Annotated in this window: 17 protein-coding genes and 1 pseudogene; 10 read left to right on the top strand and 8 right to left on the bottom strand. The window is 74.8% G+C overall.

The annotated features are described in order from the left end of the window. Positions 1–61: 61 nt before the first annotated feature. Positions 62–598, top strand: a complete 537-nt coding sequence (locus LCD31_RS04470) for an NAD(P)H-dependent oxidoreductase (RefSeq protein WP_224956161.1) — start codon at positions 62–64, stop codon at positions 596–598. 31 nt (positions 599–629) lie between these two features. Here the strand turns inward: LCD31_RS04470 and LCD31_RS04465 are convergent, their stop codons facing one another. The 4 genes from LCD31_RS04465 to cobC are packed head-to-tail and all read right to left on the bottom strand — an operon-like array spanning position 630 to position 4,411. Further along, positions 630–1,760 (bottom strand): bifunctional RNase H/acid phosphatase, encoded by a 1,131-nt coding sequence (locus LCD31_RS04465; protein WP_224956160.1) that lies wholly within the window; start codon positions 1,758–1,760, stop codon positions 630–632. Next, positions 1,760–2,488 carry a zinc ribbon domain-containing protein gene (locus LCD31_RS04460; RefSeq protein ID WP_224956159.1) on the bottom strand — a complete coding sequence of 243 codons (729 nt, stop codon included), beginning with the start codon at positions 2,486–2,488 and terminating at the stop codon, positions 1,760–1,762. The genes LCD31_RS04465 and LCD31_RS04460 overlap by 1 nt, the downstream gene beginning before the upstream one ends. Beyond that, complete coding sequence (locus LCD31_RS04455; RefSeq protein WP_224956158.1) at positions 2,485–3,345, bottom strand: Nif3-like dinuclear metal center hexameric protein; 861 nt, start codon at positions 3,343–3,345, stop codon at positions 2,485–2,487. Before LCD31_RS04455 ends, LCD31_RS04460 begins: the two co-directional genes overlap by 4 nt. A gap of 31 nt (positions 3,346–3,376) precedes the next feature. Beyond that, positions 3,377–4,411 (bottom strand): Rv2231c family pyridoxal phosphate-dependent protein CobC, encoded by a 1,035-nt coding sequence (gene cobC, locus LCD31_RS04450; protein WP_224956157.1) that lies wholly within the window; start codon positions 4,409–4,411, stop codon positions 3,377–3,379. A 118-nt stretch (positions 4,412–4,529) separates the two neighbouring features. Here cobC and LCD31_RS04445 point away from each other — a divergent pair, with 118 nt between their 5' ends. The 3 genes from LCD31_RS04445 (at position 4,530) to LCD31_RS04435 (ending at position 6,894) form a co-directional block, all read left to right on the top strand. Next, on the top strand, positions 4,530–4,985 hold the full coding sequence (locus LCD31_RS04445; protein WP_224956156.1) for a low molecular weight protein-tyrosine-phosphatase: 456 nt from the start codon (positions 4,530–4,532) through the stop codon (positions 4,983–4,985). A 113-nt stretch (positions 4,986–5,098) separates the two neighbouring features. Then, on the top strand, positions 5,099–5,965 hold the full coding sequence (locus tag LCD31_RS04440) for a fructosamine kinase family protein (protein WP_224956155.1): 867 nt from the start codon (positions 5,099–5,101) through the stop codon (positions 5,963–5,965). Positions 5,966–6,063: 98 nt separating this feature from the next. Continuing rightward, the gene (locus LCD31_RS04435; protein WP_224956154.1) at positions 6,064–6,894 is read left to right on the top strand and encodes an SURF1 family protein; all 831 of its coding nucleotides are present in this window, start codon (positions 6,064–6,066) and stop codon (positions 6,892–6,894) included. On the opposite strand, the gene LCD31_RS04430 is transcribed toward LCD31_RS04435, so the two are convergent. Next, positions 6,895–7,845, bottom strand: a complete 951-nt coding sequence (locus tag LCD31_RS04430) for a cobalamin biosynthesis protein (RefSeq protein WP_224956153.1) — start codon at positions 7,843–7,845, stop codon at positions 6,895–6,897. Positions 7,846–7,994: 149 nt separating this feature from the next. On the opposite strand from LCD31_RS04430, the gene LCD31_RS04425 reads away from it, so the two are divergent. The 4 genes from LCD31_RS04425 to LCD31_RS04410 are packed head-to-tail and all read left to right on the top strand — an operon-like array spanning position 7,995 to position 16,330. Next, positions 7,995–9,629 carry a TIGR02677 family protein gene (locus LCD31_RS04425; protein ID WP_224956152.1) on the top strand — a complete coding sequence of 545 codons (1,635 nt, stop codon included), beginning with the start codon at positions 7,995–7,997 and terminating at the stop codon, positions 9,627–9,629. Beyond that, positions 9,626–10,882: a TIGR02678 family protein gene (locus tag LCD31_RS04420; protein WP_224956151.1), complete on the top strand. Its 1,257-nt coding sequence runs from the start codon at positions 9,626–9,628 to the stop codon at positions 10,880–10,882. Before LCD31_RS04425 ends, LCD31_RS04420 begins: the two co-directional genes overlap by 4 nt. Beyond that, complete coding sequence (locus LCD31_RS04415) at positions 10,879–15,060, top strand: TIGR02680 family protein (RefSeq protein ID WP_224956150.1); 4,182 nt, start codon at positions 10,879–10,881, stop codon at positions 15,058–15,060. The genes LCD31_RS04420 and LCD31_RS04415 overlap by 4 nt, the downstream gene beginning before the upstream one ends. Then, positions 15,053–16,330, top strand: coding sequence for a DUF2399 domain-containing protein (locus LCD31_RS04410; protein ID WP_224956149.1), 1,278 nt, complete (start codon positions 15,053–15,055; stop codon positions 16,328–16,330). Before LCD31_RS04415 ends, LCD31_RS04410 begins: the two co-directional genes overlap by 8 nt. Before the next feature lie 122 nt (positions 16,331–16,452). On the opposite strand, the gene LCD31_RS04405 is transcribed toward LCD31_RS04410, so the two are convergent. Next, positions 16,453–17,709 carry an aminotransferase class I/II-fold pyridoxal phosphate-dependent enzyme gene (locus LCD31_RS04405; protein ID WP_224956148.1) on the bottom strand — a complete coding sequence of 419 codons (1,257 nt, stop codon included), beginning with the start codon at positions 17,707–17,709 and terminating at the stop codon, positions 16,453–16,455. A 241-nt stretch (positions 17,710–17,950) separates the two neighbouring features. Here LCD31_RS04405 and LCD31_RS04400 point away from each other — a divergent pair, with 241 nt between their 5' ends. Further along, positions 17,951–19,471 carry a peptide deformylase gene (locus LCD31_RS04400; RefSeq protein WP_224956187.1) on the top strand — a complete coding sequence of 507 codons (1,521 nt, stop codon included), beginning with the start codon at positions 17,951–17,953 and terminating at the stop codon, positions 19,469–19,471. 446 nt (positions 19,472–19,917) lie between these two features. Beyond that, positions 19,918–21,132 carry an alpha/beta hydrolase gene (locus LCD31_RS04395; protein ID WP_224956147.1) on the top strand — a complete coding sequence of 405 codons (1,215 nt, stop codon included), beginning with the start codon at positions 19,918–19,920 and terminating at the stop codon, positions 21,130–21,132. Positions 21,133–21,314: 182 nt separating this feature from the next. Here LCD31_RS04395 and LCD31_RS04390 read toward each other — a convergent pair whose 3' ends face one another. Together LCD31_RS04390 and LCD31_RS04385 are read right to left on the bottom strand one after the other, a co-directional pair. Continuing rightward, positions 21,315–22,802 (bottom strand): sodium:solute symporter family protein, encoded by a 1,488-nt coding sequence (locus tag LCD31_RS04390; protein WP_224956146.1) that lies wholly within the window; start codon positions 22,800–22,802, stop codon positions 21,315–21,317. Positions 22,803–22,980: 178 nt separating this feature from the next. After that, positions 22,981–23,622: pseudogene (locus LCD31_RS04385) on the bottom strand (hypothetical protein); the annotation flags it as partial.

Below are 23,622 nucleotides of genomic sequence, written 5' to 3'. Positions count from 1 at the left end.
TGAACGATCGCCGCCACGCCCTTTCCGGCCGGATCCCGGCCGCACGCAGGAAGAACTCCCGATGCGCACCGTCGTCACCGTCGTCGCCAGCCCCCACCCCCGTTCGCGCGCGGCTGAACTGGACCGCGCCGCCGCCGACGCGCTGCGCGGCGCCGGGTTGCGGGTGCGGCGGCTGCCGCTGGAACTGCTGCCGGAATCGGCGCTGCTGGCCGGGCGCGCGGACGCCCCGGCGCTGCGCTGGTCGCGGCGGCTGCTGGAGCGCGCGGACGGGATCGCGCTGATCACCCCGACCTACGAGGTGTCCGGGAGTCCGCTGCTGCGGGCCTGGCTGGACGTGGTGCCGCCCGCGGGCGAGCGGCCGGTGCAGCCGGTGTGCCTCGGGTCCACGCAGGCCCAGTCGGGCGCGGCGGACTACGCGGTGCGGCGGCTGCTCACCGACCGCGGGGCGCGGCGGGTGGCCCCGGCGTGCTTCCTGTTCGACAGGTGGCTCACCGCGGGCGACGACGGCTGGGAGTGGGACCAGCGCGCCACGGCTCGCCTCACCGGCGCCCTCACCGCCTTCGCCGACGACCTCGCGGGCGCTCCCGCCGCGGCCTGAGCCGAGCGGGAGGGGCGCCCGCGGACCGGGCTCAGAGGTGCGAGATGTCGTTGACCAGGCGCACCGAGGCGTTGTCGTCGGGGTAGAACTCGACGATCGACAACGAGGCCAGGTCCAGGTGCAGCCGGTAGTACAGCGACGGTCCCACGTCGAGGCCGAGCCGCAGCATCGCCTTGATCGGGGTGACGTGGCTGACCACGACGACGGTGCGCCCGGCGTAGCGGTCGACGATCTCGTCGCGGACCGCGGTGACCCGCTCGAAGACCGCTTCGAGGCTCTCCCCGTCCGGCGGTTCCACCGTGGAGTCGCCGAGCCAGCTGCGGTGCAGCCGGGGGAACTCCGCGGCGGCCTCGGTGAAGGTGAGGCCCTCCCACCCGCCGAAGTCCGTTTCGAGCAGGCCGTCGTGGAAGGTGAGCTCGGAGCCGGTGGCGGCGGCGATCGCCTCGGCGGTCTGCCGGGTGCGGCCCAGCGGGGACGCGAGCACCGGGGCGCCGGGGACGCCGTCCATCTCGGCGAGCCGGGCGGCGGCGGCCCGGGCCTGCCGCTCCCCCAGTTCGGTCAGCGGCACGTCGCCGCGGCCGGAGTAGCGGCGGTCCACCGACATCGCGGTCTGCCCGTGCCGCACCAGCAGGATCTTGGTGGGCGAGCCGACGGCCCCGTTCCAGCCGGACGGCCGGGTGCGGTCCTGCGCGGCGGTACCGGACTCCGGAGCGGTGCCGGCGGGCGCGGCGGTACCGGTGGGCGCGGCGTCGGAGCCCCCGTCCGCGCGGTCGTCCATCGCCGCGTTGGCGAGCCGGTCCGCGTGCGCGTTCTCCGCCCGCGGGATCCAGTCGAAGGTGACGGAGGTGAACCCGGCGACGAGCTCCCGCGCCTCCTCGGCGAGGGCCCGCAGCGCCTCGTGCTTGATCTTCCACCGGCCGGAGAGCTGCTCCACGACCAGCTTCGAGTCCATCCGCACGGCGACGTCGTCGGCACCGAGCTCGGCGGCGGCGCGGAGCCCGGCGAGCAGCCCCTGGTACTCGGCGACGTTGTTGGTGGCGACGCCGAGCCACTTCGACCGCTCGGCGAGCACCGCTCCGGCGGCGTCGCGCACCACCGCTCCGCACCCGGCGGGCCCCGGATTGCCCCGGGAACCGCCGTCGGCTTCGACGACGACGCGCATCAGGAATCCTTGGTGCGCACCAGGATGGCGCCGCACTCCTCGCAGCGGACCACGTCGTCGGCGGCGGTGTCGCGCAGCTCGGCGAGCTTGGAGCGGTCGAGCTCGATGCGGCAGGCCCCGCAGCGGTTGCCCTGAAGCGGGCCGACGCCGACGCCCTTGGACTCGCGGATCCGGTCGTAGAGGGCCAGCAGCGGTTCCGGCAGCGTCCCGGCCACCGACTGGCGTTCGACGGTGCGCTTGGCCTCGGCGGTGTCCAGGTCGGTCATGGCCTCGTCGCGGCGGTGCTGCACGTCGGCGAGGCGCTGCTCGGCCTCCTCGACCCCGGCGCGGGCGCGGGCCACGTCGGATTCGAGCGCTTCGCGCTGCTCCATGACGTCGAGGAGCTCGTCCTCCAGGTTGCCCTGGCGGCGGGCGAGGGTCTGGAGCTCGTGCTGGAGGTCTTCGAGCTGCTTGGCGCTGCCGCCGGACTCCATCAGCTTGCGGTCGCGCTCTTCGCGCTTGCGCACCTGGTCGACTTCGCCTTCGAGCCGCTTCGCGTCGCGGTCGATGTCGCCGAACGAGGTCTGCGCGGCCACCAGCGAGTCCCGCTGGGCTTGCAGCTCGCGTTCGCGCTGGCCGATCTCCTCGAGTTCGGGCAGCGTGCGGCGGCGGTGGTTGACGCGGTTGAGCTCGGCGTCCACCTCCGCCAAGTCGAGCAACCTGCGCTGCACGGCGGGGTCGGCTTTCACGCGGGAGTCCTCCCAGAGTCGGGGGCCGTACCGGCGGCGTGAGCGGTCCACGGGTCGGTCCGGCGTGTGGAGACGAGAACCTCGACAGTATCCGGTAGCGCCGCGCCGACGACGTCGGCAGCCTGCTGGCACCACGGCCACTCGCTCGCCCAGTGCGCCACGTCCACCAGGGCGGGCACCTGAGCTCCCGGGAGGTCGCCGCGCGCGATGTGCTCCCCGGCGGGGTGATGCCGCAGGTCGGCGGTGACGTAGGCGTCGACGCCCGCGGCCTGCGCGGTGCCCAGCTGGGAGTCCCCGGCGCCACCGCACACGGCGACGGTGCGGATCTCCCGGTCGGGGTCGCCCGCGCCGCGCACGCCCCAGGCGGTGGTGGGCAGGTTCTCGGCGACGCGCTGCACGAAGCGGCCGAACGGTTCCGGCTCGGGCAGCGTCCCGATGCGGCCGAGCCCGGTGGCGGAGCCCTCGGGGTGCGGCGCGAGGGGCCCGGTGACGGTGAGGCCGATCGCCTCGGCCAGCGCGTCGGAGACGCCGACGGTGGCGGTGTCGGCGTTGGTGTGCGCGCAGTACAGCCCGATGCCGGCGCGGATCAGCCGGTGCACCAGCCGCCCCTTCGGGTCGTCGGCGGGGACGCCGTGCACGCCGCGCAGCAGCAGCGGGTGGTGTGAGACGAGCAGCTGCGCCCCGAAGTCCACCGCTTCGTCCACAGTGGACTCGACCGGGTCGACGCAGAACAGCACCCGCTGCACCACCGACTGCGGGTCCCCGCACACCAGCCCGACCGCGTCCCAGCTCTCGGCGAGCTCCGGCGGGTACGCGGCCTCCAGCGACTCCACGACGTCCTGAATCCGCACGGTCATCCGAATCGCACCCCTTGGTTCGGTCTTCGCACTATCCGAGAAGTTCGCGCAGCGCCCGGACCAGCACCGCGTTCCGCGCCGCATCGCGCACCGCCACCCGCAGGTGGTCCGGCCCCAGCCCGGGGAAGGTGTCGCCGCGGCGGACCGCGATGCCGCGCTCGCGCAGCGCGGCGCGCACCTTCTCGCCATTGTGGACTTCCAGCAGCAGGAACGGTCCGCGGGCCGGTCCGGCGACCGCGACGCCCGGCACCGCGGCCAGGTCGGCGGCGAACCGGTCCCGGGCCTCGGCGATCTCCACCGCCGCCCGCTCGGCCTCCGCGACGGCCTGCGGGGCGCAGCAGGCGGTGATCGCCGCCAGCGCGAGGGTGCCCAGCGGCCAGTGCGGGCGCGGCGCGGCCAGCCGCGCCAGCAGCTCCGGTTCGCCCAGCGCGTACCCGGCGCGCAGGCCGGGCAGCGCCCAGGTCTTGGTGAGGCTGCGCACCACCAGCACACCCGGGATCCGCTGCGCCGCGAGGGATTCCGGCTCGCCCGGCACCGCGTCGGAGAACGCCTCGTCGACCACGACCAGCCGCCCCGGGCGGGCCAGCCGCCGGATCGTCGCGGCCGGGTGCAGCACCGACGTGGGGTTCGTGGGATTGCCCAGCACCACCAGGTCCGCCTCGTCCGGCACCAGCGCCGGGTCCAGCCGGTGCTCGTCCAGCAGCACCCGCCGCACCGGCACGTCCGCGGCGCGCAGCGCGAACTCCGGCTCGGTGAACGACGGGTGCACCACCGCGGCCAGCGACGGGCGCAGCCCGGGCAGCAGCGCGAAGAGCTCCGCCGCCCCGGACAGCAGCAGCACCTCGGCCGGGTCCCGGCGGTGCCGCTCGGCGACGGCGGCGCGGGCCGCGAGGTCGTCGGCGGCCGACGGGTAGCGGCCCAGGTCGTCCAGCGCGGACGCCAAGTGCTCGCGCAGCCAGCGCGGCGGCCGTTCCAGCCGGACGTTCACCGCGAAGTCGAGCAATCCCGGTTCGGCGTCGACATCACCGTGGTGGCGCAGCAGCGCCCGCTCGTCCCCGCTCGTCATCGGAGGCAGTCTAACGACCGGCGGATGATCACCGGCGCCGATTCCCGGACCGGCAGCGGCGCCCCGTACGGTCGTTGGCCGGACATGTCGAGCCCGGTAGCCGCGCAAGGAGCCGCACGTGCACATCTCGTTCATCTGCACCGGGAACATCTGCCGATCGCCGATGGCGGCGGTGGTCTTCCGCGAACACGCCCACCGCGCGGGCCTGGCGGAGGTCGAGGTCAGCAGCGCCGGAACCGGGCCGTGGCACGTCGGCGAGGGCGCCGACCCGCGGACGCTGAAGGTCCTCGCCGACCACGGCTACCCCACCGAGCACGTCGCCGCGCAGCTCGGCGACGAGCACCTGGAAGCCGACCTGCTGCTGGCGATGGACGCCGGGCACCTGCGGGTGCTGCGGGACGCGCTGGACGACCCGGAGCGGGCCCGGCTGCTGCGCTCCTTCGACCCGGCCGCCGACGACGGCGCCGAAGTGCCCGACCCGTACTTCGGCGGCGACCGCGGCTTCGAGGACGTGCTCGCCATGATCGAAGCGGCGATGCCCGAGCTGCTCGACTGGACCCGCGAGAACATGTGAGCCGCCGGGTCGTCGGACCCGCGGTCGTCGCCGCTCCCGCCGGCGGCGGGGCCGCCGACCGGGCACGCGACCCGAGTGCCGCCCGGCACGAGTTCGAGGACGAGGCAGGTCCCATGGGTGAGATCGAGGACGTGGTGCTGCGCTGCACCGGATCCGCGGCCGTGTCGGTGCGGGCGCTCGGCGGCGGGGACGCCGGGGACTCCCGGTCGGTGCGGCTCGCCGACGGCCGCGAGGTGTTCGTGAAGACCAACCCGGACGGGATGCCCGGGGCGGTCGCCGCCGAAGCCGCCTCGCTGGCGTGGCTCGCCGAACCCGAGGTGGTGCCGGTGCCCGCGGTGCTCGGCAGCACCGAGCGGCACCTGGTCACCGAGCACCTCGGCTCCGGACCGCCGTCGGCCGCCGCGGCCGAGGAGCGCGGCCGCGGCCTGGCCCGGCTGCACGCCACCGGCGCCTCCGCGCACGGCGCACCGCCGCCCGGCGGTCCCACCGACGCGTGGATCGGGCTCGCGCCGATGCGCAACGAGCCGTGCCCGGACTGGCCCGAGTTCTACGCCGACCAGCGGGTCCGCCCGTACCTGCGCCGCGCCGTCGACGCCGGACTGCTCGGCGGGGAGGCCGCCGCGCTCGTCGACCGGGTCTGCGAACGGCTGCCCGAGCTGGAGGGCGCCGACGAGCCGCCGTCGCGGCTGCACGGCGACCTGTGGGCGGGCAACGTGCACTGGGACGGGCGCGACGCCTGGCTGATCGACCCGGCGGGGCACGGCGGGCACCGGGAGACCGACCTGGCGATGCTGGCGCTGTTCGGCTGCCCCCACCTGGACCGGGTGCTGGCCGCCTACGAGGAGGTGCGGCCGCTGGCCGAGGGCTGGCGAGCTCGGGTGGGCGTCCACCAGCTGTTCCCGCTGCTGGTGCACGCGGTGCTCTTCGGCGGCGGCTACGCGCGGCAGGCCGTCGCCGCCGCCCGCGAAGCCCTGGGCTGAGGCCGCCGGCCCGCTCACCTGGGCCGGGATCGTGTGCTGCACCGCACTGCGCCGGGGGTGGAGGGGACCTCCCGGTCCGCGCCGCCTACCGTGGTGGGGTGCGCCTGAAGTTCCTGCTCCGGCCCGGCTGGATCGGACTGATCCTGCTGGTCGTGCTGTTCGCGACGTTGTGCTTCACGCTCCTCGCGCCCTGGCAGTTCGGCCGCGACGACGAGACCCAGGCGCGCAACGCGGCCATCACCCACTCGTTCACGGCGGACCCGCAACCGCTGGCCGAGGTGCTGCCCGGCGGCGCCGCCCCCGGGCCGGACACCGAGTGGACCAAGATCACCGCCACCGGTTCGTACCTGCCGGAGGGCGAGACGCTGGCCTGGTTGCGGTCCGTGCAGGGCGAGCCCGCGATCGAGGTGCTCACCCCGTTCCGCACCACCACCGGCGAGACGCTGCTGGTCGACCGCGGCTTCCTGCGCCCGGTCGGCACCGACGCGCCGGACTACGACCCGGCGCCCGCCGGGCAGGTCACGATCACCGCGCGGGTCCGGATGGACGAGCGGGACCAGGAGCACCGGCCGGTCTTCGACCGCCAGGGGCACCGCTGGACCTACTCGGTGGACTCGCACGTCGTCGGGGCCGGCACCGGGATCGCGCTGCGGCCCGGCTACTTCGCGCTGGTGGAGGACCAGCCGGGCACGCTCGGCGCGCTGCCGCTGCCGCAGCTGTCGTCCGGGCCGTACTTCTCGTACGCGCTGCAGTGGATCTCGTTCGGCGTGATGGCGCTGGCCGCCATCGGGTATCTGATCTACGCGGAGCTGCGGCCGCCGGAGGACGCCGCCACGGGCGGGGCGCGGAAGCCGCGCAAGATGTCCGTCGCCGAGGCGGTCGCCGAGGACGAGCGCCGCGAACGCGAGCAGGCCGGTTCCGGCGAGTGATCAGCCGCGGCGCCGCACGCCGAGCGCGACCACCGCGACCGCGGCCAGCGCGCCGGTGACCGAGCCGATCACCCGGGACAGCTCCACGCTGCGCCGCACGTCGCCCGCGTCGGCGGTGCGCCCCTCCCCCATGATCGGCCGCTGCTCGGTGGTGTGGCCGTAGACGGTGCGCCCGCCGAGGCGGATCTGCAGCGCTCCGGCGAACGCGGCCTCGATCTGCCCGGCGTTCGGGCTCGGGTGCGCGGAGGCGTCCCGCCGCCAGGTGCGCCAGGCACCGCCCGCGGAACCGCCGACCACGGGCGCGCACAGCGCGGTCAGCACGGCGGCCAGCCGCGCGGGCCCCAGGTTCAGCGCGTCGTCCAGGCGGGCCGAGGCCCAGCCGAACCGCAGGTAGTGCGGGCTGCGGTGCCCGACCATCGCGTCCAGGGTGTTCGCCGCCCGGTAGCCGAGCAGGCCGGGGACGCCGAAGACCGCGCCCCACACCAGCGGGGCGACCACGGCGTCGGAGGTGTTCTCCGCGAGCGATTCGACGGTGGCCCGGGCGAGCCCCTGCTCGTCGAGGTGCGCCGCTTCCCGCCCGCACAGGTGCGCGAGGCGCCCGCGCGCGCCGTCCAGGTCGCCCGCGTCGAGCAGCCTGCCCATCGCGGTGCCCTCGTCGGCCAGCGAGGCGCCGCCGAGCACCGCCCAGGTCGCCAGCGCCGTCACCGCGGCCTCCGCGGCCGGGCCGCCGCGGCGCGCGGCGCGGTCGGCGAGCACGCCCAGCGCGGCGGTCCCGCCGACGAGCAGCCCGCTGTAGAGCACCCCCGCGGCGCGTTCGTCGCGGTGCAGCACCCGCTCCGCGGTCTGGGCGAGGCGACCGAAGCCGGCGACGGGATGCCCCCGCCGTGGGTCACCGAGTGCAGCGTCCGCCGCGACTCCGAGTAGCAATCCGACCGCTCGTCCCGCTCTCACCGCCGAGTCTCCCCCTTCGTTCGCCCGTCCGGGCAGCACAGAACGCTACCGCTGTCCCGGAGCACCGCGGCGGGCGGCACGCACGCAGGGTGAGCGTTCGCCGGGCTGTCGACCGGGAGCACCGGCACCACGGGTTATCGTGGCCGACCGTGACGGCCCCGGATCACGAAGCTGACGTGCTGCGCGCGGGGGTGGCGGGAACCGAAGCCGACTCCGCCGCCCCCGCGCAGGCACCGGACGACGTTCGGGCGGACCAGCAGCGGTTGCGGCTGTTCGCCTACCTGAGCGCGCGCGAGCACCGCACCTACCTGGCGATCATGCGGTTGTTCACCTCGACGCTGCTCGCCGACCTGTCGATCGGCGAGGTGACCGCCGCGCTGGCCGCCGCCGAGCGCGAAGGCCGCATCGACCCTGGCGAGTCCGATGTGGACACCGTGGTGGAGCGGCTCAAGCAGCTGCGCAGCTGGGGGAACCTGGTGCTGGGCCGCCGGGAGACGATCGCGGCCAGCATCGCCGAGTTCCAGCACGGCAGCGTCCGCTACCAGGTCAGCAAGCTCGCCGTCCGGGTGCAGCGGGACATCGACGCGCTGCTGCGGGTCCCCGAGGGCGCCCGCGAGGTGTCCCGCGAGCTGCTGCCCGCCATCGAGCGCGGCCTCGGCGAGATCGGGTCGGCGCTGTCCGCCGCGCTCACCGCCGAGCACCGCGAACCGGGCTCGAAGCGCGCCCGGCAGACCAGGGAACGGCTCGCCGAGCACGTCACCACCGTGTTCCTGCAGCACGCCGAGCTCGCCGCCACGGTCCGCGACTTCTACGCCTACCTCGGCGAGATCGTCACCCGCCACCACCTGGCGCCGGACGAGATCTCCGGGTTCCGGAACCTGCTGGTCGAGTACATCCAGATGGTCGTGGAGGACGTGCTGCGGCACACCGAGACGATCGCGGGCTCGCTGGCCGGTCTGGCCGGGGCGCGCGGCGAGCTGCTGCGGCTGCTGGGCCCGGCCGACCAGCTGGGCACCGACGTGGAGCGGGCGCGCGGGCGGACCGCCGCGGACTGGCAGGAGCTCACCGACTGGTTCGTGGACGCGCCCGGCCGCCCCAGCCAGGTCGCGGCGCTGCGCGAGGCGACGGCGCGCGCCATCGGTTCGCTGCTGGCGAGCGTGAAGCGCGCGACCTCCGGCGGCGGGCTGCTGCCGGGCCGCCGCGGGGAGCTGCTGAAGCTGGCCCGCTGGTTCGACGAGGCCGAACCGCACGAGGCGCACCGGCTGTACGCGGCCGCGTTCGGGCTGCACTCGGCGCGGCACCTGCTGCCCGCCCCGGACTACGACAGCGACAACCACGACGTGCCGTGGCGGGACGGCCCGGTGCAGGACGTGGTGGTGAGCGTGCGCAGCCGCGGTGATCGCGGAGCGCGCGGCCGCACCTCGCGGGTGCTGGACGACCCGATGACCGAGGAGACGCTGCTCGCGGAAGCCCGCGAGGAGGACGCGCGGCGCGGCCGGGCCGTCGCCGAACTCGCCGCGGCGGGCGGGTCGCTCGCCGAGACGCGGCTGTCCGGGGAGGCGCTGGACGTGCTGTGCGAGCTGCTGACGCTGGCGATGGCGCAGCGCGACAGCGCCCACGACCCGGGCACCGCGCTCGACCCGGTGCACCGGCTGCGGGTCACGGTGCGGCCCGAACCGGGCACGCACACCCGCATCCGCAGCAGCGCGGGCGCGCTGACCCTCAACGACGCCGTGCTCGACGTGCGCGGCGACGGCGCGATCCCGGCGGAGGCGACCCGATGACGGCGGCGACGAGGTCCTTCGACGAGCTGTCGTCCATCGACGCCTCGAACGTGGTGCGCTGCGCCCGGGCGCTGCTGCGCCGCCCGCTGCTGCGGGAGGGCACCCCGGACGGCGACCTGCTGCCGATGATCTACCGGCAGCGGGCGGCGCTGCACGAGGTGTTCTCGGCGCTGCTGGGCTACCGGCTGGTGGTGGAGCGCCGGTTCGCGCGGCTCTACAAGTCCGGGCCGGGCGCGGACGCCACCCGCGGCGAGCCCTCGCTGACGCCGCGCGGCTACGCCTACCTGGCGCTGACGCTGGCCACCCTCACCGGCATCGGGCGGCAGGTGCTGCTGTCCCGGCTGGTCACCGACGTGCGCGCCGCCGCGGTGGAGGCGGGCGTGCCGGTGGTGGACGACCCGGCGGACCGGCGGGCGCTGACCGCGGCGCTGCGGCACCTGGTGGCGCTCGGCGTGATCAGCGAGACCGAGGGCACCGTGACCGCGACCGACTCCACGGCCGAAGCGCTGATCACCATCGACACCGACCTGCTGGGTCAGCTGCCCGCGGGCCCGATCGGGACCGCGGACGGCCCGGCCGAGCTGGTGGCGGCCGCGGCGCAGGCCGGGCCGCGCAGCGTCGAGCACGTGGTGCGGCGGCGGCTGGTGGAGGACCCGGTGGTGCTCTACGCCGACCTGCCCGCCGAGCAGCGGGACTGGCTGCTGAAGAACTTCGGCGTGGAATCCCGGCTGCTGGAGCGGTTCTTCGGCCTGGTCACCGAGGTCCGCTCCGAGGGCGTCGTGGTCAGCGACCCCGAGGACTACCTGACCGACACCCCGTTCCCCGGCACCGGCACGGTCGCCCGGGTGGCGCTGCTGGCGCTGCCGCGGCTGCTGGAGCTCGGCGAACCCCGCGAGTCCGACGGCAGGCACCCGGTGACCCGGGACCAGCTCGCCGAGGTGTGCGCGGACCTGGTCGAGTCCTACCCGGCCGCGTGGTCCCGCCAGGCCACCGAGGAACCGGCGGAACTGGTCCGCTCGGTCGCCGACCTGCTGCGCCGCCTCGGCGTGCTGCGCGGCGAGGCCGCCGACGGCACCGCCACCACCGGGGAGGATCATGGCGGGCTCACCTGGTGGCTGAGCCCGGCCGCGCACCGGTGGCTGCCGGAGCCCGACGCGACGCCCGCGCCCGGCCGGGAACCGGAACCCCCGCCGGCCCCGGAACCGCCGGGCCTGTCCCTGTTCGACGACCTGGAAGAGGACGGTGCACGGTGAGCCCCGACGACGCGACCGCAGCGGTGGACGCCACCGCCCCCCGCCCGGGCGACGCGACGCTCTCCGCGGGTCCGGTGCACCGCTGGCGGCTGCACCGCGGCGGCATCGTGAACATCTGGCAGTACGCCGAGCACACCTTCGACCTCTCCGGCGGGCGCGCGATCTTCCAGGGCACCAACGGTTCCGGGAAGTCCCGGACGCTGGAGCTGCTGCTGCCGCTGTGCCTGGACGGGGACCTGCGGCAGCTGGGTTCGAAGGGCTTCGACACGGTCAGCATCCGGCGGCTGATGCTGGACGAGTACCCGGGCGGGCCGAACCGGATCGGCTACGCGTGGGTGGAGCTGCGCCGCGATTCCCCCGACGGCGGCGAGGAGTTCCTGACCTGCGGGGTCGGGGTGAAGGCCTCGAAGACCTCGCAGGCGGTCAGCGACTCGTGGCGGTTCGTCACCTCGCGGCGGGTGGGGATCAACCTGCACCTGGTGGGCCCGGAGCGGGTGCCGCTGGGTCCCGCGCAGCTGCGGGACCTGCTGGGCGCGGACTGCGTGCTCGACGACCAGGGCTTCCGCGCGAAGATCGCCGCGCAGGTCTACGGGGTGCCCGCGGCGCGCTACGGCGACCTGCTGCACCTGCAGCGCACGCTGCGGAACCCGGACGTGGGGCTGAAGGTGCTGGAGGGGCAGCTGGAGCAGATCCTGTCCGACGCGCTGCCCCCGCTGGAACCGGCGCTGATCGAGCGGCTGGCGAGCTCGTTCGACGACCTGGAGTCGATCCGGGAGAACATCGTCCGGCTCACCGGCGCCGACAAGGCGCTCGGGGCGTTCCTGTCCACCTACTCGGGTTATGCGCTGGGGGCGCTGCGGGAGCGCGCCGAGTCGATGCGCTCGGCGCAGGACCGGCTGGCGGTGCTGCGCAAGGAGCTCGCGAAGCTGGACCGCCAGGTCACCGCGCACCGCGAGGAGCGGGACACCGCGCAGCGCACCGTCGCCGAGCTGGAGCAGCGCGAGGGCACGCTGGAGTCGAGCATCGAGGCGCTGCGCTCGCACCCGGCGTACGCGGAGCTGCAGAACCTGCGGGACCGCGAACGCGTCGTGGAGGGCGCGCGGTCGGCGGCGGTCGCGGCGCTGGAGACCGCGGCCCGGCACCGCGCGCAGGAGGAGCGGTCGGCGGAGTCGGTGCTGGGCACGCTGCGCAGGCTGGTGGGCGACGCGGAATCCGCGGAGCAGGCGGCGCAGCGCGCGAACCGGCAGCTGGCCGCGGCCGGTCTGGACGGGAACCTGGTGCCGCGCCCGCCGGAGGTGCCGAAGGCGGAACCGATCAGCGTGCCGGAACGGGTGCGGGCCGCGCCGGAACCGGACGCGGAGCCGCTGGAAGTGGACCGGCGCAGCGCACCCGAGGTGGACACCGACGACCTGGCGCGCCGGTTCCGCACCGTCGCCGACCGGTCCGCGAAGGCGAGCGCGGAGGCGCAGCGCCGCGGGGCGTGGACGTTGACCTTGCACCAGCAGGCGGTGGAGCTGGACCGGCAACGCGAGCAGGTCGGCAAGCTGCAGCAGCAGGCTCGGCAGGCGCAGCTGATCGCCACCGAGTCCGTCGGCAGGCGCAACCAGGCGCAGCAGCGGCTGCAGGAGGCGGCGGCGGACTGGCGGAACCGGGCGCAGCGCTGGGGATCCGAGCATCCGGAGTCCATCGTGGACGATCCGGTGCCGGAGCCGCCCGCGCAGGAACGGCTGCTGGCGGACCGGTCCGCGGCGCGCGCCGCGCAGGAACGCGCGCGGCAGTGGGCGCGGCCGCGGCTGCAGGAGGCGCGGCAGCGGATCTCCGCGGTGGAGCGGGAACTCGGCGAGGTGCGCGCCCAGGTCCGCACCGGGGAGCAGGAGCTCGCCGAACTGCGCTCCGGGGTCGAGCGCACCCCGGCCCGCCCGGACTGGGCGGCCGCGGAGCGCGCCGAGCAGGACGGGCGCGCGTTCTACCGGCTGGTGGACTTCCAGCCGTCCCTCGACGACGCGCAGCGCGCCGGGCTGGAGGCCGCGCTGCAGGCGTCCGGCCTGCTCAACGCGTGGGTGTCCGCGCGGGGCACCGTCGCCGGTTTCGAGGACGTGCTGGCGGTGCCGGGTGAGCCGGGTTCGGCCGGGACGCTGGCGGAGCTGCTGGTGCCCGCGCCGGAGCCGGGTTGCCCGGTGCCCGCGGAGCAGGTCGCCGCACTGCTCGCCTCCGTGTCCACAGTGGACGCGGCGGGGCTGTCGGTGGACACCTCGGGCCGCTGGCGCGCCGGGGTGCTCTCGGGTGCGTGGCACAAGGAATCCGCCGAGTACGTCGGCGCGGGGGCCCGCGAGCGGTCCCGGGCCCGGCGCATCGCCGAACTGGAGGAGCAGCTGGCCGCGCTGCGCGAGCAGATCGGTGACGTGGAGAAGCGGCACCGCGAGGCCACCGAGCACGGCGACGCGCTCGAACGCCACCTCGAATCCTTCCCCGACGACGCCGACCTGGTGACCGCGCACGCCCAGGTCGCCACCGCCACCGACGCCGCCGAGGACGCCGACCGGCACGCCAAGCAGGCCCGCGGCGAACTCGACGAGACCGACCAGCGCTGGCAGGCGACCCGCGCCGAACTGGTGCGCGCCGCGGGCGAAGCGGACCTGCCGCCGGAGACGCAGGCGCTGGAGCAGGCCAACCGGGCCGCGACCGAGGCCCGCACTGCCATCGACGCGCTGCACGAGGTGCTCGAATCGCGCTGCCTGGCGACGCTGGCGGACCTGCGCGACATCGCGCTGCACCACGACGCCGCGGTCGCCGACCGGATGGAAGCCGAATCGCAGGCCGAGCAGCGCTGCGCCGAGCACACCGAGCAGGCCGCCGGGCTCACCGAGCTCAACGACGCCGTCGGCGGGCAGGCGCAGGAGATCTCCGGGAAGGTCGGCGAGCTGGAGCGGGAACGCGCCCGGCTGCGCGAGGACCTGCCCGCCGCGCGGGAGCGGATCAGCACCGCCCGCGAGCAGGTGGTGCGGCTGGAGACCCAGCAGGAGACCAAGCACGCCCAGCTCGCCGGCCGCGAAGCCGACGCCGAGGCCGCGTCCACCGCGTTCACCGCCGCGCTGCGGGTGCCGGGCGCGTGGGCCGCGGCCGAGGTGGTGCCCGCCGAGGACGACGCGGACCGGAACGCGGAACCGCCCGCCGACCCGGCGGAGGCCGCCGAGCTGCTCGCCGCGGCCGGCGACCGCAAGACCGCGGGCGAAACGGCCGTGCTCAACCGGTTCCAGGCGTTGCAGCAGTCGCTCAGCGGCGGCTACGACATCACCGCGGGCGACCAGCAGGGCCTGCTCACCGTCACCGTCACCGGCGAGGAGGGGCCGCAGCCGGTCGCGGACGCCGCCCGCCGCGTCGCCGAACGCCTCGCCGAGCAGCGCGGGTTCCTCAACGAGCGCTACCGGTCGATCTTCGCCGACTACCTGATCCGCGACCTCGCCGAACGCCTGCGCGGCCAGGTGACGGTGGCCGAGGACCTGTGCAAGCGGATGAACGAGGTCCTCGACGGCGCCCGCTCCAGCCAGGGCGTGCACGTCCAGCTGGAGTGGGAACCGGCGCCGTCGCTGGGCGACGACATCAAGCAGGCCGTCGACCTGGTGCGCACCCCGTTCGCCGACCGCAGCGACGACCAGGACTCGTTGCTGCGCAAGGTGTTCACCGACCTCATCGAGGCCGAGCGGGACAGCGCCTCCGGCGGCTACGCGGAGATCCTGTCCCGGGCGCTGGACTACCGCTCCTGGTTCGCGTTCACCGTGCGCGTCCGCGACACCGGCCCCGAGGGCAAGCCGCGGGTGCGCCGGTTGCGGCAGCTGTCCTCCGGCGAGACGCGGCTGATCTCCTACGTGACGCTGTTCGCCGCGGCCGCCGCGTTCTACGACGCGGTGAGCGTGTCCTCCGGCGGGCGCGGGCCGCTGCGGCTGGTGCTGCTGGACGAGGCGTTCGAGCGGCTGGACGATCCGACGATCGCGCGGATGCTGGGGCTGCTGGTGGACCTGGACATGGACTGGCTGATCACCTGGCCCAGCGGGTGGGGCGTGTCGCCGAAGATCCCGAAGATGCACATCTACGACGTGCTGCGGCCGCGCAGCGGGCACGGCATCGCCTGCACCCACACGACGTGGGACGGTCGGGACATGGAGCGCACTGATGGCTGAGGTGTCCGCGCGGGTCCGCGAGCAGGTCCGCGCCGCGTGGGGCGGTGCGGTGCTGCGCGAGTTCTGGGCGCAGGCCCGGGAAGCGCTGGAATCGGCGAAGCGGCCGGACCGGTTCTCCGTCGCGCTGCCCGACGAGACGACCCGCGCCGCGGTCAGCGAGATCTACGGCCGGGAGCTGTACCTCGGGCACTCCCGGATCATGGTGGCGAAGCTGGACCAGGTGCTGCGCGCCGACGGCCGGTTCGGGCTCGGGCTGGCGCAGGTGCTGGAGGTGCTGCACGGCGAGCCCGTCGCCACCGCCGGTTCCGGTGCGCCGGCACCGGAATCCGCCGCGATCGCGCAGGCGCGCGCGGCCCTCGCCGCGCACGGCCTGGACCGCTCGCCGTGGGCGGAGGCGTGGGCGCGCTGGCTGCACCAGTACGGCCGCGTCGCCGAGGCCGAGCTGCCGCGGCTCACCGACCGGGCCGGGTCGGTGCTGGCCGCGCTCGCCCTGGACCCGGGCGCGGCCCCGGCGGTGTGGGTGTCCCGCGCCGACCTCGCCACGCCGGACGAGCCGACCGAGCTCGACGACGGCGGCGCGCTGAGCCGCATCGTGCTGCGCGCCGCCGCGCTCGCCCACCACGTGGACCCGCCCGCCGGCGAACGGGAGCGCCGGTCGTTGTGGGAGCGCTGCGGGGTGACCGTGGACGACGTGGCGGGCACGGTGCTGAGCTGGGCGCTGCCGCTGCGCGGCGCGGACGCCTGGTCCCGGTCGATCACCGGCCGCACCGAGCTGGGCCTGCCCACGCACCTCACCCACCGCGACCTGGCGGCCGCCCCGGAACGGCTCGTCGAACCCGGCGCGGTGGTGGCGGTGTGCGAGCGGCCGCGGCTCGTGGAGGCGTCGGTGCGGGCGGGGATCCGGCATCCGCTGGTGTGCGTGTCGGGCACCCCGTCGACGGTGGCGCTGGCGCTGCTGGACCGGCTGCGGGCGGACGGCGCGCTGCTGCGCCACCACGGGGACTTCGACTGGCCGGGCATCGCGGTCGCCCGCTCGCTGTGGTCGGAGCGCCAGGTGGGGTTGTGGCGCATGTCGGCGGCCGACTACCGGGCCGCGGTGGACCGGGCCGCGCGGGAGCGGCTGGACCTGCCGAACCTCGTCGGCACCCCGGTCGAGACGCCGTGGGACCCGGAGCTGGCGGAGCTCATGTCCACCGCGTCCCGCGCGGTGGAGGAGGAGACGTTCCTGTCCACCCTCCTGGACGACCTCCGCACCGGGACGCTCCCCTGATCGGCCTGTCCCGTCCCGCCGCGGGGCGGGCGAACCGCTGAGGTTCCGCCACCTGGTGCTGCGCGGCGGAAGTGGGGGCGGGGCAATGCCCGCGCCCGAGCCACGGGAGCGGACGCCGGCGATCAGGTGGGTTCGATCAGCGTGCGGTGGTGGGTGACGACCTTCCGGAAGGCGCGGACGTAGCCCTCCGCCAAGGCCGGGTCGTCGTGCGGGACGGTGACGGTGAGGGTGTTGCGGTGCCTGCGCTCGGCCCGCGGGTACTGCCCGGCGCGGTAGCGCGGCCACCCCTCCGGCAGGTTCGGGAACATCCGGTTCGGCGCGTCGAACAGCGGGTGCTCGTTCAGCGGCCGCGGCGCCCGCGGGTGGTCCACCTCCAGGCAGCCCTCGGCGCGCAGCGCGGCGACGAGCGCGTCCACCGGCAGCCCGCCCAGCTCCTCCGGCCGGTGGACCAGCGCCAGCGCGTACCAGGCGGGCGCCACCCGCGCCGGCACCTCCGGCACACCGATGCCGGGCAACCCGCGCAGCTCCGCGATCATGTGCGCGGCCAGCTGCCGCCGCCCGCCGAGCCTGCGGTCCAGCTCGTCGAGCTGGCCCAGCGCGAGCGCCGCCGCCAGCGGGTGGATCCGCTGCGCCAGCCCGGTCCCGGTGACGACGTAGCGGCGCAGCGGGTGGTCGATGGGGATCTCGCCGCGGCACCTGGCGCCGTCCTGGCCGTGCAGCAGCACCCGGTGGTGCAGGTCGTCGACGTCGTTGAGCACGAACCCGCCCTCCCCCGCCGACAGCGGCTTCGACCCGCCCATGCTGAACGCCGCCACGTCCCCGAAGGTGCCGACGCGCCGCCCGCCGACCGCGGCACCGTGCGCGTGCGAGCCGTCCTCCACCAGCCGCAGCCCGCGCCGCTCGGCGATCTCCGCGAGCGCCTCGATCCGGGCGGGCACGCCCCACAGGTGGGTGGCCACGATCGCCTTGGTGAACGGCGTGATCGCCGCTTCCACCTGCAGCGGATCGATGTTGCCCAGCTCGTCGCAGTCGACCAGGACCGGTTTGACCCGCAGGTGGAACAGCGGCGTCGCGGTGGGGTGCGCGGTGTAGGCGGGCACGATCACCTCGTCGCCCTCGGCCAGCCCCAGCGCCGAGTACGCGGCGTGCAGCGCGGCCGTCCCGGACGAGGTGGCGACCGCGTGCCGCACGCCGAAGAACTCGGCCAGCTTCCCCTCCAGTTCGGCGATGATCCCGGTGCGGCCGGGCAGCGACACCGCGCTGTAGAGCTGCGCGGTGACCGCGACCGCGGTGTTGATGTCCACCGGCGGCCAGGAGATCTGCGGGCCTGCGGTCCGCACCACGGGGGGACCGCCGTGGATCGCCAAGGGGCTGCTCACATGATCAGATCCTTCGGGTCCGCGCCGCGGGAACGGGGCCGGAAGGCGCGAAATAGTTGTGCGTGCGAAGACTTCTGGGGACATTTTTCGCTCAGCTACCCGCCATCTGTGTGAAACGTGCCGTCGCCGTCGGAGAACCTCGACTCAAGGGGATCGCACGCCCCGGGAGTGTGCGTAGGCTGAGCGCTCGCTCACGGTGAGCTCACGCACACGCACGCCGGACACGATGGGGATGGTGACCATGACCGGCCAGGCGAAAGCGGACCTGGACGCCGCAGCCGAACAAGACGCGTTCGTCGCCGAATTCCGGCGCTGGCGCGACGTTCGCGGCCTCTCCAGATCCGCGCTGGCCCGGGAGATGGGCTACAGCCGGTCGTACGTGTCGAAGGTCGAGAGCGGCGGGGAGCACGCCTCCCGCGAGTTCGCGCAGGCCGCCGACGGCGCGTTGAACGCAGGCGGCTCGCTGCGGCGCGCCTGGCGGGAGCAGAACGCGGTTCCCGCTCCGCGCAAGCCCAGCCCGCCCCAGCACGCCGCCCCGGCCATCGAACCCGCGGGCGGGCTGGTGGTCGAGCACGATCACGCGGAACTGTTCTACGTCAACGGTTCCTACCGCGCCACCATGCGGCGACATCTGGTCAACAACGGCACCGAGCCGATCACCCGCTACCTGATCCGCGTCTCGGTGGACCGGTTCCCCGGCGACCCCGAACGCTCCAACCGGCTGTACCGGGACAATCCGCTGACGTGGGAGGAGATCGACCTCCAGGCCTGGCACGGGGAGAAGCGCCAGGAACCGATGCGCTGGAGCGTGCAGCACGACCGGGACGCGTTCAAGGAGGTGTGGCTGCTCTTCGCGAACGACTCGGGCCGATTTCCCCTGTATCCCGGGGAAAGCGCGTGGATCGAGTACACCTACACCGTCAGCGACGACAAGTGGGGCCACTGGTTCCGGCGGGCCGTGCGGCTGCCCACGACGCGGTTATCGGTGACGTTGAACTTCCCCACCGAGCTGGACCCCGCGGTGTGGGGCCTGCACACCTCGATGACCGCGGAATCCATGCCGTTCCACACCGCGATCGAAACCCGCCACGAGCAGGGCCGCACGATCTACGCGTGGTCCACCGAAGATCCGCCGCTGCACGCGCGGTACCGGCTGGAGTGGCACTTCCGCAACGACTCCCCCACCACGCCGTCCGGGCCGCCGAAACCCAGCGAGACCATGACCGCGCTCGGCATCGTGCAGGAGGGCGATCCGATGCTGCGCCGCTCGGCACGGCCGTTCACGCTGCCTGCCGAGGCAGAGGACGCCCGCCGCGTGATCAACGAGCTGCACTCGGCGACGCAGCGCATCTCGAAGGCGCACACCTTCGGCAAGGGCATGGGCATCGCGGCGCCGCAGATCGGCATCGAGCGGGCCGCGGCCATCGTCCGCCCGCCCGGCAGCGACGACCTGATCACGTTGCTGAACCCGCGCGTCATCGAATCCGGCGAGCAGGGCGACGAGCAGTACGAGGGGTGCTTGAGTTTCTTCGACGTGCGCTGCCTCGTGCCGCGCCCGGCGGTGGTGCACGTGGAGCACCAGGACATCACCGGGGAACGCCGGATCACGATCTTCGAGCGGGGCGTGGCGCGGCTGGTGGCGCACGAGGTGGACCACCTCTACGGGGTGCTGTGCAGCGACCACCTGCCGCCGGACGTGGCGCCGATCCCGGTGGAGCAGTACCGCGGCACCGGCTCGAACTGGCATTACCCGGAAGGCTGATCCGCCTTCTGCTGCTTGCTGAGCGGGTGACGGAACCTCAGCGGCCTCCTCGCTGCGGGATCTTTTTCACCGGTGGCTCCGCCACAGGAGAAGACGCCGTCCTCGCGAGGCGGCCGCTGCGAACCCGCGGGTGGTCCGGTTGATCTGGTGGTCGGCGGCTCAGCGGCTTCGCCGCTGACAGGAAAGAGATGGGGGTGGTGATCGGCTTTGCGGTGCTTACATAACGTTGCGTAATCGATTCTTGGCGACGGGAAGGGCTCTCGAACGGGGGAGGACGCGCGGGTTTTCAAGATCGACGCACGTTCGCGCACGTTCTTTCGGGTAGTGTGCGGCCGCGGCGCTTGGACGGTCCCACCTGGCGCGGGACCATCGGAGCAAGGCTCGCGGCACCGGTCCACCCACCCTCCTGGACCGGACAAGCCCACCCGGAGCCGACGGAGGCGGCCATGTTCACCTTTCCCGTGGAACCAGCGGACCTGTTCACCGAGCGTGCTCGGAACTTCCGGAGCTGGGGCGTGCCGACGGCGGTGATCGCCCGCGTCCGGCACCGCGTCGACGACGTGTGGGGGCGCGGCCGCACCGGCTGGGTCCCGGTCTGGGCGGAGGAGGCCCGGCGCGCCGAGATCGAGCAGGACTGGGCGCGCGCCGCCGCCTGCTGGGGCGCCGCCCGGTTCCCCTGCCTCGCCACCGCGGACCGGCGGGAGGCCTACGCCCGCCAGCTCGACTGCTTCCGGCACGCCACCGCGAACCTGCCCGTCGCGTTCCGGCGCTACCAGCTCGACGTCCCCTACCGGCAGCGGTCCACCCGCGTCACCGCGCACGTCTACCGGCGGCGCCGCGGCGTGAGCGACCAGCTGCTGCTGCTCTGCGGCGGCGTCGACACCTGGAAGGTCGAACTGCACCGGATGGCGCTGCGCATCTCGCTGGTCAGCGGGCTCACCGTCGCCGCCGTCGACATGCCCGGCACCGGCGAATCCCGGGTGCCGCTGGCCGCCGACGCCGACCTGCTGCTCGCGGGCACCACCCGGCAGCTCGCCGACCGCACCCGGTGCGCGAAGACCGCGGTGCTCGGCCTGAGCTTCGGCGGGCACTGGGCGGCGAAGCTCGCGCTCACCGGCAGGGTCGACGCCGCCATCGACCTCGGCGGGCCGATCGGGGCGTGCGGCTCCGCCGTCGACGTGCTCGGGCTGCCGCACGGCATGGCCGGGTCCGTCGGCAACGCGCTGCACCTGGCCGAGCTGCCCGGGCGGGCCGAAGCCGACCGGTTCTCCCTGGAGTTCTCGCTGCGCAGGCAGGGCCTGCTCAGCACCCGGTCCGCGGCCCCGCTGCTGGCGATCAACGGCACCGGCGACCCGTACGTGCCGCTGCGGGACACCATCGCGCTCGCCGACCGGCCGGAGGCGGAGGTCTGGCTGGTGCCCGGCACCGGGCACTGCGCGCGGGAACGGCTGCCGCGGGTGCTGCCGCCCGCCATCGCCTGGTTGCTGGCGGAGCTCTCGCCGCGCTCGGTGCGCAGGCAGCTCGCCGCGCGGGCGCTGCGCACCTCGCTCGGCGACGCCGTCACCGGCCCCGCGCACGTCACCGGCACCGACGGGCACGTCGAGACGATCAGCGCCCGCACCCGCCGCCCGCACCGCGCGACCGGCCCCGGCGCCGCCTGAGCCACCGGCCGCCTCGCGGATGGACGGCTCCGTCGCCCGGTGCTCCTCCGGGTGGGTGCGTCGCTGTCGATCGGTGCGCTCGCACCGGTGTCGGGGCGGGGCGCGCGCTCCCGGCCCCGATCGCAACCGTGACCCGCGTTCGAGCGGCCGCGAACGCCGAACCCCGCGCGGCCGCCGCGGGCTCACGTCGCGGCGGGCTCCGGCTCCGGATCGCGGGTGAGCGCCTCGGCGATCTCCTCCGCCGCGGGCGGAGCATCCCGGTACCAGGCGCCGACCGCCACGAACAGCAGCAACGACACGAGCACCGGCGAGACCACCGTGATCGCCTCGGACAGCCCCAACGCGTACTTCGCGAGCGCGAAGGTGAGCAGTCCGCCCGCCCAGGAGCTCAGCGCGGCGGTGGGCCCGACGTGCCGGAACGGCCGCAGCATCCCCAGCATCATCGGGATCGAGATCGGCCCGATCAGCGCGCCCACCCAGGCGACGATGATGCCCAGCACGCCGCCGAGGTTCTCCGCGTTCAACGCGAGCACCACGCTGAGGAACACGAACACCACCGTGAGCACCCGGCCCGCCCGCAGGAACTGCTCGTCGGTGAACTCCCCGGCACGGCGCCACACCCGCGGCAGCACGTCGCGGGTCATCACCGCCGAGATCGCGGTGGCGTCGGACGCGGCCATCGCCATCGTGTGCGAGAAGACGCCGACCAGCACCAGCCCCAGCAGCCCGGCGGGCAGGAACTGCAAGGCCATCTCGGCGTAGACGTCCTCGGAGTTCTCCACCCGCACCAGCAACGGCGCCGCGAACATCGGCAGCATCAGCACGACGGGCCACACCAGGTAGAGCGCGCTGGACAGCAGCGCCGTGCGCCGCGCCGCCGCCGAGGTGGGGGTGGCGATGTAGCGCTGCGCCAGGTTCCACATGCCGCCGTTGTACTCGAACGTCTTCACCAGCACGTACACCAGCAGGAAGTACGCCGGATAGCTGCTCGTGGTCGGCGAGGTGTGGCCCGCCGGTAACGCGGACCAGAAGTTCGCGTAGCTGAACCCCCGGTCCGCCAAGGCGATGCCGACCGCACCGATCATCGCGAACGCCGCGACCCCCTGGATCACGAACTGCCCCAGCTCGGTGAGCGCGTCGGCCCACAACCCGCCCGCGGTGCAGTACACCAGCGTCACCGCCGCGGTGATCACGATGCCCCAGCCGAGCGGGATGCCGACGAACTCGTTGAGCAGCAACGCGATCGCCGACCACTTGGCCGCCACGTCGAACACCTTCAGCAGCGAACCGCTCCACGCCAGCACCTGCTGGGTCGGCACGTTGAACCGCCGGGCGAGGTACTCCAGCGGGGAGGCGATGCGGTAGTGCGTGCGCAGCCGGTTCCACTTGGGGGCGAACAGGAAGGCCCCGATGCCGGTGGCGACGGCCAGCGGGAACATGAACACGACGTAGGACACGATGCCCTGGTCGTAGGCGACCCCGGCGTAGGCGACGAACACGACGGCGCTGTAGCCGGACATGTGGTGCGAGATCCCGGCCAGCCACCACGGCATCCGGCCGCCCGCCGTGAAGAAGTCCGCGGTGTCGGCGACCTGGCGATGCGCCCAGACACCGATCGCCAGCATGATCAGCAGGTACCCTGCGATGATCACCCAGTCCAACGGGTGCATGTGGTGTCCCTTCCCTGGCCGGAGGAATCCGGCTCTCACGTCGTTGTGGGGGTTCGCCGCCGGCGCGGCTCTCGGGCGGTGCGGAGTGCGTTCAAGCTAGGGAGGCGGGACATCCGCGGCAATCGGTTGCCACTACTTGCCACGGGGTCGCGGGCGGCGGCCCCCCCCCCCCACGCCGCTAGGGCTCGTCGCCGGCGGTGCCCGGGACCTCGGCGTCGATCGCCGCGATCAGCTCGTCGTCCGAGGCCAGGTCCGCGTCGAGGGCCGCGAGCACCGCGCGGGCGCCGGAACGCGCCGCCGGTACGAGGTCCGCGGACGTCGGATCGTGGACGTCACCGCCGCGGAAGTGGGCGATCCACGCGGCGAGCACCACCACCGCGGCCTCCGGCAGCCGACCGGCGCCGCGTTCGCGGTGCAGCACCGGCAGGACGCGCGCCAGGATCTTCTGCGAACCGTCCACCGCGATCTGCCGCAACCGGTGCTCGACGCCCGGTGCCGCGAAGCGCCGCCGCAGCGCGGCCCGGTACTCGTCGAGTTCCGCGGCGGGCAGCGGCAGGTGCCGCGCGGCGGTGTCCCACCACGACTCGATCAGCCCCGCGAGCACGGGATCGTCCATCGCCTCCCGCACCGTGGCCCGGCCGCGGCCCGGCGCGGCGTAGGCGAGCAGGCTGTGCGCGCCGTTGAGCAGCCACAACTTCCGCCGCTGGTAGTCGTCGACGGAGTCGAGGGGGCCCCGCCCCCCCCGGGGGCCCCCGGGGCCCCCCCCCCCCCGGGCCCGCCCCCCCCCCCGGCCAAGGGCGGCGTGGGGGCACCCCCCCGC

This window comes from Saccharopolyspora sp. 6M (assembly GCF_020176775.1).
GTDB lineage: Bacteria > Actinomycetota > Actinomycetes > Mycobacteriales > Pseudonocardiaceae > Saccharopolyspora_C > Saccharopolyspora_C gregorii.
This window is presented reverse-complemented; position numbering and strand designations above follow the sequence as displayed.

What these genes read in the sequence shown, in the direction of transcription:
- LCD31_RS04400 (WP_224956187.1), top strand. Translation starts at nt 17,951, where the DNA reads ATGACCGGCCAGGCGAAAGCGGACCTGGACGCCGCAGCCGAACAAGAC.
- LCD31_RS04420 (WP_224956151.1), top strand. Translation starts at nt 9,626, where the DNA reads ATGACGGCGGCGACGAGGTCCTTCGACGAGCTGTCGTCCATCGACGCC.
- LCD31_RS04455 (WP_224956158.1), bottom strand. Translation starts at nt 3,345, where the DNA reads ATGACCGTGCGGATTCAGGACGTCGTGGAGTCGCTGGAGGCCGCGTAC.
- LCD31_RS04390 (WP_224956146.1), bottom strand. Translation starts at nt 22,802, where the DNA reads ATGCACCCGTTGGACTGGGTGATCATCGCAGGGTACCTGCTGATCATG.
- LCD31_RS04410 (WP_224956149.1), top strand. Translation starts at nt 15,053, where the DNA reads ATGGCTGAGGTGTCCGCGCGGGTCCGCGAGCAGGTCCGCGCCGCGTGG.
- LCD31_RS04440 (WP_224956155.1), top strand. Translation starts at nt 5,099, where the DNA reads ATGGGTGAGATCGAGGACGTGGTGCTGCGCTGCACCGGATCCGCGGCC.
- LCD31_RS04470 (WP_224956161.1), top strand. Translation starts at nt 62, where the DNA reads ATGCGCACCGTCGTCACCGTCGTCGCCAGCCCCCACCCCCGTTCGCGC.
- LCD31_RS04465 (WP_224956160.1), bottom strand. Translation starts at nt 1,760, where the DNA reads ATGCGCGTCGTCGTCGAAGCCGACGGCGGTTCCCGGGGCAATCCGGGG.
- LCD31_RS04395 (WP_224956147.1), top strand. Translation starts at nt 19,918, where the DNA reads ATGTTCACCTTTCCCGTGGAACCAGCGGACCTGTTCACCGAGCGTGCT.
- cobC (WP_224956157.1), bottom strand. Translation starts at nt 4,411, where the DNA reads ATGACGAGCGGGGACGAGCGGGCGCTGCTGCGCCACCACGGTGATGTC.